The 11565-nt window shown below is 65.6% G+C and carries 7 protein-coding genes; 1 reads left to right on the forward strand and 6 read right to left on the reverse strand.

Translation table 11 applies throughout. From position 1 onward, the window contains the following. Nucleotides 1-33 precede the first annotated feature (33 nt). From ACVIYL_RS12250 to ACVIYL_RS12275, 6 genes are all read right to left on the reverse strand, one after another. A complete protein-coding gene (locus ACVIYL_RS12250) occupies nucleotides 34-669 on the reverse strand; it encodes a LysE family translocator (RefSeq protein WP_028333807.1) in 636 nt (211 codons plus the stop codon). 298 nt (nucleotides 670-967) lie between these two features. Beyond that, nucleotides 968-4006 carry a DNA polymerase I gene (gene polA / locus ACVIYL_RS12255; RefSeq protein ID WP_456778660.1) on the reverse strand — a complete coding sequence of 1013 codons (3039 nt, stop codon included), beginning with the start codon at nucleotides 4004-4006 and terminating at the stop codon, nucleotides 968-970. A 223-nt stretch (nucleotides 4007-4229) separates the two neighbouring features. Further along, entirely contained in the window at nucleotides 4230-4967 is a 738-nt protein-coding gene (locus tag ACVIYL_RS12260; RefSeq protein ID WP_028333805.1) for a response regulator, read from the reverse strand. Beyond that, entirely contained in the window at nucleotides 4964-6712 is a 1749-nt protein-coding gene (locus tag ACVIYL_RS12265; RefSeq protein ID WP_092078609.1) for an ATP-binding response regulator, read from the reverse strand. The genes ACVIYL_RS12260 and ACVIYL_RS12265 overlap by 4 nt, the downstream gene beginning before the upstream one ends. Further along, entirely contained in the window at nucleotides 6682-8748 is a 2067-nt protein-coding gene (locus tag ACVIYL_RS12270; protein WP_456778661.1) for an ATP-binding protein, read from the reverse strand. Before ACVIYL_RS12270 ends, ACVIYL_RS12265 begins: the two co-directional genes overlap by 31 nt. Nucleotides 8749-8782: 34 nt before the next feature. After that, complete coding sequence (locus tag ACVIYL_RS12275; protein ID WP_456778662.1) at nucleotides 8783-9739, reverse strand: TRAP transporter substrate-binding protein; 957 nt, start codon at nucleotides 9737-9739, stop codon at nucleotides 8783-8785. 216 nt (nucleotides 9740-9955) lie between these two features. Here ACVIYL_RS12275 and ugpB point away from each other — a divergent pair, with 216 nt between their 5' ends. Then, a complete protein-coding gene (ugpB, locus tag ACVIYL_RS12280) occupies nucleotides 9956-11275 on the forward strand; it encodes a sn-glycerol-3-phosphate ABC transporter substrate-binding protein UgpB (protein ID WP_309145007.1) in 1320 nt (439 codons plus the stop codon). Nucleotides 11276-11565 lie beyond the last annotated feature (290 nt).

An 11565-nucleotide genomic window follows, 5' to 3' on the forward strand; every position in this document is an offset into this window, starting at 1 on the left:
TCTCCCCGCAAGAGCGGGGCGAGGTGAAGAAAGCTAGGCCCGCCGCGCCTCGAGCGCCATCTTCATCGCCAGCCCTGCGAGCACCGTGCCCATCAGCCAGCGCTGCACCAGGAGCCAGGTCGGGCGGGTGCCGAGGAACACCGCGATCGAACCGGCGGCGAGCGCGATCATCGCGTTGACGCTGACGCTGATCACGATCTGGATCGAGCCGAGCGCGAGCGACTGCGTCAGCACGCTGCCGCCGGCGGGATCGATGAACTGCGGCAGCAGCGCCAGATAGAGCATCGCGATCTTCGGGTTGAGCAGATTGGTGACGAAGCCCATCGCGAACAGCTTGCGCGGGCCGTCGACCTTCAGCGCCTTGACCTGGAACGGCGAGCGGCCGCCGGGCCTCACGGCCTGCCATGCCAGCCACAGCAAATAGCCCGCGCCGGCAAAGCGCAGCGCGTCATAGGCGTAGGGAATCGCAAACAGCAGTGCGGTGATGCCGAACGCCGCGCACAGCATGTAGAACACGAAGCCGAGCGCCACGCCGCCGAGCGAGACGATGCCGGCCGCCGGCCCCTGCGTGATCGAACGCGAGATCAGGTAGATCATGTTCGGCCCCGGCGTCAGCACCATGCCAAGGCAGATGAGCGCAAAGCCGAGCAAAGCGGATGTGTGGGGCATGACGGGTCTCGCGAGGGATGCGCACGCTTCTAGCGTGCCGTCCGCCGCGCGGCCATCGCGGAATTGCTCTCGGAGCAATGTGGCGGGGCGGTGGTGCGCTCCCTCGCCCCGCTCTCTTGTCCGCCGAAGCCCGCCTTCGGGCGAAGGCGGATGCGGGGTCGAGACGAGCGAAGCTCGCTCTGAGAGGGTTGGGGTGAGGGGTTCTCTCAACGTGCAAGGACCGAGGTGAGACCTGTCCCCCCTCACCCGGATCGCAAGAGCGATCCGACCTCTCCCCGCAAGCGGGGCGAGGCGGATTCTAATGCGCCTCGTCCCAATTGTTCGCGGCGCGGGCGTCGACCTGCAGCGGCAGCGACAGGATCACCGCAGGGAAAGGCGCGTCCTGCATCACCTTCTGCACCACCGGCAGCGTCGCCGCGACCTCGTCGTCGGGCACCTCGAAGATCAGTTCGTCATGCACCTGGAGCAGCATCTGCGCCGAGAGTTTTTTCTCGGTGAGCGCGTCCTCGACGCGGATCATGGCGCGGCGGATGATGTCGGCCGCGGTGCCCTGCAAACGCGCATTGATCGCGGCGCGTTCGTTGAAGGCGCGCACCGAGGCGTTGGAGGCCTTGATGTCGGGGTAGTAGCACTTGCGCCCGAACAGTGTCGTCACATAGCCGTTGCGGCGGCAGAAGTCCTTGGTCTCGTCCATATAGGCGCGGATGCCCGGGAAGCGCTCGAAGTATTTCTTGATGTAGGCCGAGGCCTCCTCGCGCGCGATGCCGAGCTGGTTGGCGAGGCCGAACGCCGAGATGCCGTAGATGATGCCGAAGTTGATCGCCTTGGCACGGCGGCGCACCTCGCTCGGCATGTCCTTGATCGGCACGCCGAACATTTCGGATGCGGTCATGGCGTGAATGTCGAGCCCGTCGCGGAAGGCCTGGCGCAGCACCGGCACGTCGGCGATCTCGGCGAGCAGCCGCAACTCGATCTGGGAATAGTCGGCCGACACCAGCTTGTGGCCCGGCGTCGCGATGAACGCGCGGCGGATCTTGCGGCCGTCCTCGGTACGAACAGGGATGTTCTGCAGGTTCGGCTCGTTCGACGACAGCCGGCCCGTGGTGGTCGCGGCCAGCGCGTAGGTGGTGTGGACGCGATGGGTCTGCGGATTGACATAGGTCGGCAGCGCGTCGGTGTAGGTCGATTTCAGCTTCGAGACCTGGCGCCACTCCAGGATCTTCTTCGGGAATTCGTGGCCTTGCTCGGCGAGCTCGTCGAGCACCTGCGCGGTGGTCGACCACGCGCCGGTCTTGGTCTTGCTGCCGCCGGGCAATCCCATCTTGCCGAAGATGATGTCGCCGATCTGCTTCGGGCTGCCGACATTGACCGGCTCGCCGGCGATCTCCTGGATCTCGGCCTCGACGCGCGCAGCGGTCTGGGCGAAATCGCCCGACAGCCGCGACAGCACCTGGCGATCGATCGAGATGCCGCGGCGCTCCATCCGCGCCAGCACCGAGACCAGCGGCCGCTCCAGCGTCTCGTACACCGTCGTCATCCGCTCGGCGACGAGACGCGGCTTCAGCACCCGCCACAGCCGCAGGATCACGTCGGCACTTTCGGCCGCATATTCGCTGGCCTTGTCGATCGTGACCTGATCGAAGGTCAGCTTGCCCTTGCCGCTGCCGACGAGGCCGCCGTAATTGACGACGGCGTGGCCGAACCAGCGCTCGGCGAGCGCCTCCAGCGCATGCGAGCCGCGGCCGGCATCGAGCGCGTAGCTCATGAGCTGCGCATCGTCGATGTTGCGCAGGGTGATTCCGTGCTGCGCCAGCGTCACCGAGGTGAACTTGACGTCAAAGCCGACCTTCTGGATTCCAACGGACTCCAGCAGCGGCCTCAGCGCCGCCAGCGCCTCGGCGGTCTTGATCTGGCCCGGTGCGAGGCCGGCATCGAACAGGCCCGCGCCGCCGCCGGCCTGCCGGTGGCCGAGCGGGACGTAACACGCATCATTTGGCGCCAGCGCCAGCGCAAGGCCCGCGAGCTCGCCCTGCATCGGGTCGATCGATTCCGACATCGCCTCGATCGCGACATAGCCGGTGTCGGGCACGCGGGCGATGAAGGCGTGGAGCTGATCGAGGCTGCCGATTGCCTGATACGCCTTGCGGTCGAAGCCAATTTTCCGGATCGCCTCGCCGCGGGCCTCGGCCAGCGCTGCCGGCGTGCCCTTGCGGTTCGAATTCTTGTCGTCGCGCGCACCGGTCGGCTTGGCTTTCGGCAGCGGCGCCGCGGCCGATGTCGGATCGTCTCCGGGCACAGGCGTCACATCCGATGGCGGCAATGGCGAGAACACGCTCGCGCCGCTCTTGTTGCCGGGATCGGCATCGACATTGGCCGGGTCGATCTGCGCGTAGTCGGCGACGCGCCGGGTGAGGGTGGTGAACTCCATCGCCTTGAGGAAGGCGATCAGCCGGCGCGAGTCGGGCTCGTTCACGGCGAGGTCGTCGAGCGGCACTTCGAGCTCGACCTTGTCGTCGAGCAGCACCAGCTGGCGCGAGATGCGCGCCTTCTCGGCATTCTCGAGCAGCGCCTCGCGCCGCTTCGGCTGCTTGATCTCGCCGGCGCGGAACAGTAGCTGATCGAGATCGCCATATTCGATGATCAGCTGCGCGGCGGTCTTGATGCCGATGCCGGGCACGCCGGGCACGTTGTCGGTGGAATCGCCGGCCAGCGCCTGCACCTCGACCACCTTCTCCGGCGGCACGCCGAATTTCTCGATCACCTCGTCGCGGCCGATGCGGCGATCCTTCATCGTGTCGTACATCACGACCTTGTCGTTGACGAGCTGCATCAGATCCTTGTCCGATGACACGATCGTCGTGGTCGCGCCGCGCTCGCTGGCGAGCCGCGCATAGGTCGCGATCAGATCGTCGGCCTCGAAGCCGACCTGCTCGAGGCAGGGCAGTTCGAAGGCGCGCACCGCCTCGCGGATCAGCGCGAATTGCGGAATCAAATCGTCGGGCGCCGGCGGCCGGTGCGCCTTATAGTCGGGATAGAGCTTGTTGCGGAACGTGATCTCCGACTTGTCGAACACGATCGCCAGATGCGTCGGCCGGTTGTCCTCGGGCATGTCGCGCAACAGCTTCCACAGCATGTTGCAGAAGCCGAGCACGGCATTGACCTGCAGCCCGTCGGATTTGCGGTTCAGCGGCGGCAGCGCGTGGTAGGCGCGGAAGATGTAGGACGAACCGTCGACCAGGAAGACATGGTCGCCCTTCGCCGTGGCCTTGGCGGCAACGGGCTTGGCGGCGGTCTTCGATGCGGGCTTGGCGGGGGCTTTGGAGGCTGTTTTCGGCATGGCCGAAACTTAGGGATTTTTGCGCGGATTGACAGCCTTTGTGTCGCTGAATCCGCCGGTGCCGCACAACGATTTGTCGTCCTGGCGAAAGCCAGGACCCATACCCCCAAATGATCGTTGTTTGAGCCCGCTGTGGGTCCAGCCTACCCAACCCGGGCAGTCGTGGTTATGGGTCCTGGCTTTCGCCAGGACGACATTGAGAGGCGGGACGGCTTTCGCAGCGCTAAGCCTTGTCGCCGGTCGGCGAGAACAGGTAGCCGCCGCCGCGGATGGTGCGGATCACCGACGGCTTGGTCGGGTCGAATTCGATCTTGCGGCGGATGCGCATGATGCGCAGGTCGACGGCGCGGTCGAAGGCCTCCGCGTCGCGCGCATTGGCGAGTTCCAGCAGCCGCTCGCGCGACAGCACCCGCTTCGGGTTGGCCGCGAACACCTTCAGCAGGCCGAATTCGGACGCCGTCAACGGATGCTCGTTGCCCTCGTCGTCGCGCAGCGCCTGGGCCTCGAGATCGAGCCATTTGGTGCCGAACCGAACCAGCTGCTCCTTTTCGGCCTTCGCGCTCGCCGGTTCCGGCGCGGCCGCTTTCGCCGGCCCGCTCCGCCGCAGCACCGAGCGGATGCGCGCCATCAGCTCGCGCAATTCGCAGGGCTTGGCCACGTAGTCGTCCGCGCCGAGCTCCAGCCCGACCACCCGGTCGATCGGGCTGGCAGTAGCTGTCAGCATGATGACGGGGACGTTGATCTTGCTCTTGAGGTCGCGAATGATCGACAGCCCGTCTTCCTCGGGCATGTTGAGGTCCAGCACCACGAGATCGGGCGTGCAGCCCTCGATCTCCTTGCGCAGGCTCTTGCCGCCATCGCACAGCGTCACGCCGAAGCCGTGCATCTTGAGGTAATCGCCGACCATTTCGCGGGCCGGTGCCTCATCGTCCACGATGAAGATATGCGGGTTCTGGCTCATGATGTCTCTGTCGCCGGCAGTGTAACCGTAAAGGTCGACCCCTGTCCGGGGCCCGGGCTCTGCGCGGTCACATGGCCGCCATGCATGTCGATGATGCGCTTGACGATGGAAAGGCCGAGCCCGGTCGAACTCTCGCCCGCGGTCGGCTTGGCCGACAGCCGCTGGAACCGGCCGAACAGCCGGCCGAGATCCTCCGGGCTGAGGCCGGGGCCCTGGTCGGCGATCCGGATCACGGTGTCGTCGCCCTCATGGCTGACCGTGACCGTGATCTTGCCGCCGATCGGCGAGTACTTGATGGCGTTGCTGACGAGGTTGTCGATCGCCTCGCGGATGCGGTCGGCGTCGCACATCGTGACGAATTGCTGCGGCCCCGAGACCGAGATGCTCTGCTGCTTGTTGACCGCCGAGGGCAGATTGGCCTCGGTGACCTCGTTGACCAGGGCCGCGACGTCGACCGGCTCGCGGCGGATGGTGATGTCGAAGGCATCGGCCATCGCGTCCGAGATCAGATGGTCGACCATCGAGGTCAGCCGCTTGGTCGCGTCGCGGATGTGCTCGACCTGCGATGTGACGTTTTCCTTCGGCGAGCCGGCGCCGATCAGCTCGGTCAGCATCTCGGTGCGGCCGAGGATGACGCCGAGCGGGTTCTTCAGATCGTGAGCGACGGTGCCGAGGATTTCGTTCTTGAAGCCGTTGGCGCGCTGCAGCCGCAGCCATTGCGCCGAGAGCCGCCGGTTGGCCTGCATCAGCGCGCGGGTGCGCTGCGCAACGCGGTCCTCGAGCTGGGTGTTGGCCTCGTGCAGCTGCTGGTAGAGGATCACATTGTCGAACGCGATCGACAGCCGGCTCGAGAAGATCTCGACCAGCGCACGGTCGGTGTCGGAGAGCTGGCGCTCGGCCTGCAGCAGCACCACGACCTCGCGGCCGCTGCCGGTGCGCGAATAGAGCACGCTGCGGTGGTCGGCGAACTCGTTCTTGCGGCGCTGGAATGCTTCCTCCACCATGTGCCGCAGGTCCGGATCGAGCGCCTTTGACGAGGTGGTGCCGATGAAGCGGCTGTAGCAGCCCGAGCAGGCCAGCACCGAGAAATCGGCCGCCGCCGAATTGCCGTCGTCGCGCAGCACCAGAATGCCGGCGCAGTCGACGTTGAGCAGCGAGGCGAGCTGGGTCAGCACGCCCTCGGCCAGCCGCTGCATCGACTTGAAGTCGTACAGCGTCGAGGCCGCGTCGATGATGATCTCGAGCCCGCGCCGCGTCTGCACCATGCGCTCGAGCTGCTGGTAGCTGCGCAGCGCGGCGGTCAGCGACGTGAACAGCTTGTCGGCGGTGAGCTCGGTTTTCGCCTTGTAGTCGTTGATGTCGTATTGCACGATGACGCGCCGTTCCGGCGCCTGGCCGGGCTGGCCGGTGCGCAGGATGATGCGCACGGTCTCGTTCTTGATCTCGTTGCGGATGAACTCGACGAGCTCGAGGCCGGCGACGTCGGTCTCCATGATGACGTCGAGCAGCACGGCTGCGATGTCGGGGTTGTCCCGCATCAGCGTGCGGCCTTCGGCCGCAGAGTAGGCCGAGAGGATCTCCAGCGTCGAACCGTTCAGGTTGTAGTCGCTCAGCGCGAAGCGGGTGCCTTCATGGACGGCGTGATCGTCGTCGATAACGGCGATCTTCCATTTGCGGGCCGACGAGTCCTCCTGGGGGCTCTCGGTATCGTCGATCAGTTGGAGGACATCGTCCTGTTCGGCCATTGACTGGTTCCGTCGGCTGCTGCGTCAGCGATCGTGGGCTCGCCCTTGGCAGCCCCCTTGGCGATCCTGGGCATGATAATGCGAAAAGTGGTGCCTTGTCCTACCCTTGACTCCAGCATCATGCGTCCACCGAGCTGCTGGGTGACGAGGTTATAGACGATGTGGAGGCCAAGGCCCGTACCACCTTCGTTGCGGCGCGTCGTAAAGAACGGGTCGAACGCCTGCCGCTGCACGTCCGGCGTCATGCCCGCCCCGTCGTCTGCGAAGATGATCTCCACATCGTCAGCGCCGCGCCCGCGCGCCGAGATGGTGATGGTGCCGGAGCGGCCATCGGCGAAGGCATGATTGACGGCGTTGAGGAAAAGATTGGTTAAGATCTGCCCATAGGCGCCGGGATAGCCGTCGATCAAGAGCCCCTCGGGCACATCGACCGAGAGCGCGATCGCGGCCTTCTTCAGCACCGGCCGCAGGCTCGCCACGATCTGGTCGGTGGATTCGCTCAAGGCGAACTGGCGGCGTTCGGCATGCGAGCGGTCGACGGCAACCTGCTTGAACGACTGGATCAGCTCGCCGGCGCGCGTCAGGTTCGAGACCAGTTGCTGCGATGCGTCACGCGAGGCGCGGACGAACTCGTCGAGCCTGGAGCGGCGCAGCGGCTCGGTCTTCAAATCGTTCTCGAACATCTCGCTGCGGCGGGCAAAGCTCGAGGCCACCGTCAGGCTGATGCCGATCGGGTTGTTGACCTCGTGGGCGACGCCGGCAACGAGGCCGCCGAGCGCGGCGAGACGTTCGGCATCGATCAGGTTCTGCTGCGCGGTATTGAGCTCGAGCAGCGCGCTTTCGGCCTCCTCCTTGGCGGTGCGCAGCTCGTCCTCGGTCTTGCGCTTGGCGATCGCGTTTTCGCGGAACACTTCGACCGCGCGCGCCATGGCGCCGACCTCGTCCTTGGCCGACGTGCCCTGCACCGGCCGGTCGAGGTCACCCGAGGTGATGGTGCGCATCGCGGCCATGATCTGCGCCAGCGGCAGCCGGATCGACAGCGCGATCATGACGCCGGCCGACATGATGACGCCGAGGAAGATCACGGCAATCGACAGCACCCGGCGCGAGATCGAGGTCAGCGTCTTGTCGAACGTCTCCTGCGCCTTCTGCTCGCGCTGGCGCATCTTCACCGAGAGATCGTCGATCGCGCCGATCGCATCGGCCTGGCTGGCGTCGATCGAGTTGCGCAGCAGATCGGTGCGGTTGGTGAGCTGCTCGCTGAGCTTGCCGAGCCCGTCGCGCAGCTCGGCGGTCTTGACCTTGAGCCGCGCCAGCGCCATGCGCTGCAGATCGTTCTCGGCCAGATCGGTCATGACCGGAATCGTCCGCTCGATCGTATCGATGTTGCGGCGGGCTTCCTCGGCCGACGAGGAGGCAAGCGAGAGGTAGTAGGCGTTGGCGGCGACCAGCAGCGAGGTGAACGCCTCGCGCGACTTGCCGAGCGCGGGCCAGATCAGCGCATCGCGATGGCCGGTCGCGCCCTCGATGATCGAATAGAGCCCGGCCATGTCCTTGGTCGGCGACAGCACCTGCTCGTCATAGGTCTTGGCGATCCTGGTCTGCACGGTGCGCAGTTCGCCGAAGCCGTCGAGGAAACGGCTGGTGACCCGCTCCAGCTGCTCGACCGAGCCTGACAGCATCGGGTCGGTCGAGGCCCGGTTGGTCAGCGTGCCGAGCACGGCCTCGCGGAGCAGCAGGATTTCCGCGAACAGGTCCGGGCTCGGCTGATTGATGTAGCGATGGATCAGGTTCTGCAGACGGCTGGTCTCGCTTTCGAGCTTGGCCAGGATCTTGTCGGATTCCCGCACCTGGCGGACATCCTCCCAGGCCGAGCCGAGCACCTTCGCGCCGTTCCAGATCAGCACCGCCAGCACGATCACGACCGCCGAGTTGAGCAGGGCGATCGAAAGGATGCGCCAGCGGATCGGGACCGCACGCAGCAACTGGACGATGCGGAAACGGCCCTGCGGCCCGAAGGCCGCCCGCCGTCTCACAGTCCCGTCCTGCTCTGGTGCGTCCAAGATCCGGTTACTCCATGTTGCGGATGCGTTCGATCAGCGCTGATATCGCAGGATCGCGCTCGGCCCTGGCGTAGATGCCGGCCATTGCGGCTTCGAACGGCTTGCGGTCGATGTCGGTCACGATCTTGACGCCGGCCAGCTCCGCCTGCTTGCGCGAACGCTCCTCGAGCTCGCGCCATCTCTCGCGCATGTAGGCGCTGGAGCGTTGCGCGGCCTCGCGGAAGATCGTCTGCTCCTCCGGCGAAAGGCTGGCCCAGGCCTTTTGCGACATCAGCAGCACGTCCGGACTGAAAGTGTGCCGGGTCAGCGTGTAGTAGCCGGCATATTTGTAGTGACCGGTGGTGACGAAGGACGCCCAGTTGTTCTCGGCGCCGTCGATCAGCCCGGTGGCGAATCCGGTCAGCACCTGGCCGTAGGGCATCTGGACCGGCTGGGCGCCGAGCGCGCGCACCATGTCCGACATCCGTTCGGATTGCTGCACGCGCACCCGCAGTCCCTTGAGGTCGTCGAGCGAACGCACCGGGCGCACGCTGTTATAGATCGAGCGGGCGCCGGAATCGTAGAAGGCCAGCCCGACGAAGCCGTGATCCCCGAGACTGTTCAGGATCTCGCTGCCGATCGGTCCATCCAGCACGGTTTGCAGGTGTTCGGGCGATCGAAACAGGAACGGCATTGCCAGCACGTTGGCCGACGGCACCATTGTCCCGATCAGCGCGACATTGGTCCGGTTCAAATCGATGGCGCCGGCCCGGGTCTGCTCCAGCGTCTCCTTCTCCTCACCGAGCTGGCGGGAATGGAAGACCACGATGCGGTGCCGGCCGGCGGTGCGTTCAGCGATCAGGCGGTCCATGTAATTCAGCGCCTGGGCGGTCGGATAGTCCTCATTCTGGGTATCGGCGGTCCGGAATTCGCGCGCGAAAGCGCTCGCCGGGACCGCTGCCCATGACAGCGCGACGGCAAGCATCGTTATCCGCGAAAGGCCGGCGCGGCGGTACACAGGCTACTATTCCCCTTGTGAATTGTGTCCTGGGCGGGAAGAAAAGGTTCAACGCATTTTTAGCAGAATGGCGCTGGTTCGCCATCGGCCAAACGTTAAATCCGCGGTGCAACCTGCGGTGTCGGTTGAATCTGCGGTTGTAGCGCCTTATGAGGGCGTGTTGGCATCCGGGAACGGCTCGTCGTGAAGTTCGCTTTGAAGCTCCTGTACCTCGTCGTCGCGGCTCTTCTGCTTGTGTCGCCGGCGCGGGCGGCCACCGAGATCATGTGGTGGCACGCGATGTCGGGCGAGCTCGGCAAGCAGCTCGAGAAGCTTGCCGCCGATTTCAACGCCTCGCAATCCGACTACCGGATCGTGCCCGCCTACAAGGGCAACTATACCGAGACCGTCACCGCGGCGATCTTCGCCTTCCGATCGCGCAGCCAGCCGGCGATCGTTCAGGTCAACGAGATCGCGACCGCAACCATGATGGCGGCCCGCGGCGCGATTTATCCGGTGTTCGAGCTGATGCGCGATCAGTCCGAGGCGTTCGCGCCGTCGGCCTATCTGCCCGCGGTGGCCGGCTACTATGCCGATGTCGACGGCAACATGCTGTCGTTCCCGTTCAATGCCTCGACGCCGATCCTCTACTACAACAAGGATATGTTCCGGTCCGCCGGGCTCGATCCGAGTGTGCCGCCGAGGACCTGGCCGGAGCTCGGCGTCGCGGCCAAGCGGCTGCGCGCGGCGGGCGCGATGTGCGGCCTAACCACGTCGTGGCCGTCCTGGATCAATGTCGAGAATTTCTCCGCCTTCCACAATCTGCCGATCGCGACCAAGGCCAACGGGTTTTCCGGGCTCGACGCCCAGCTGATCTTCAACAATCCGCTGGTGGTTCGCCACATCGCGCAGCTCGCGCAGTGGCAGGCCGACAAGACCTTCGACTACAGCGGCCGCGGGCAGGCGGCCGAGCCGCGCTTCCAGAAAGGGGAGTGCGGCATCTTCATCGGCTCGTCGGGCACGCGCGCCGACATCAAGGCCAATTCCAAATTCGAGGTCGGCTACGGCATGATGCCGTACGAACCAGACGTGCAGGGCGCGCCGCAGAACTCGATCATCGGCGGCGCGACGCTGTGGGTGCTGCGCGACCGGCCGCGCGCCGAATATGCCGGCGTGGCGAAGTTCTTCGCCTATCTGTCGCGGCCGGAGGTGCAGGCCACCTGGCACCAGAACACGGGCTACCTGCCGATCACCCGCGCCGCATTCGATCTGACTCGCGCGCAGGGTTTCTACGATCGCAATCCCGGCGCCTCGATCTCGATCGAGGAGGTGACGCTGAAGCCGCCGACCGACAATTCGAAGGGCATCCGCCTCGGCTCGTTCGTCCTGATCCGCGACGTGATCGAGGAGGAGCTCGAGCAGGTGTTCGCCGGCAAGCGATCGGCGCAAGCCGCGATGGACAACGCCGTCGAGCGCGGCAACCGCCTCTTGCGCCAGTTCGAGCGCGCCAATCCGGACCGGTGAGGGGTTATGCGTTGTCTTACCTCCCCTTGAAAAGGGGGAGGTCGCTTTGCTCGCTAGAGCAAAGCGGGTGGGGATCTTCTCTCACCGCAAACACCATCGCCTGTGGCAGACCCCCATCCCGACCTTCCCCCTTTCAGGGGGAAGGAGAAGACGGCTGTGTAGCCCGGATGAAGCGAAGCGAAATCCGGGGCCGGTCTTTCAGGCGGCACAGAATCCAGGATTGCGCTGCGCTTCATCCGGGCTACAAGACTCCGTGACTGCGCAACAGATTCAGTGTCGTCCCTGCGAAA

The organism is Bradyrhizobium sp. USDA 3315 (assembly GCF_054056795.1).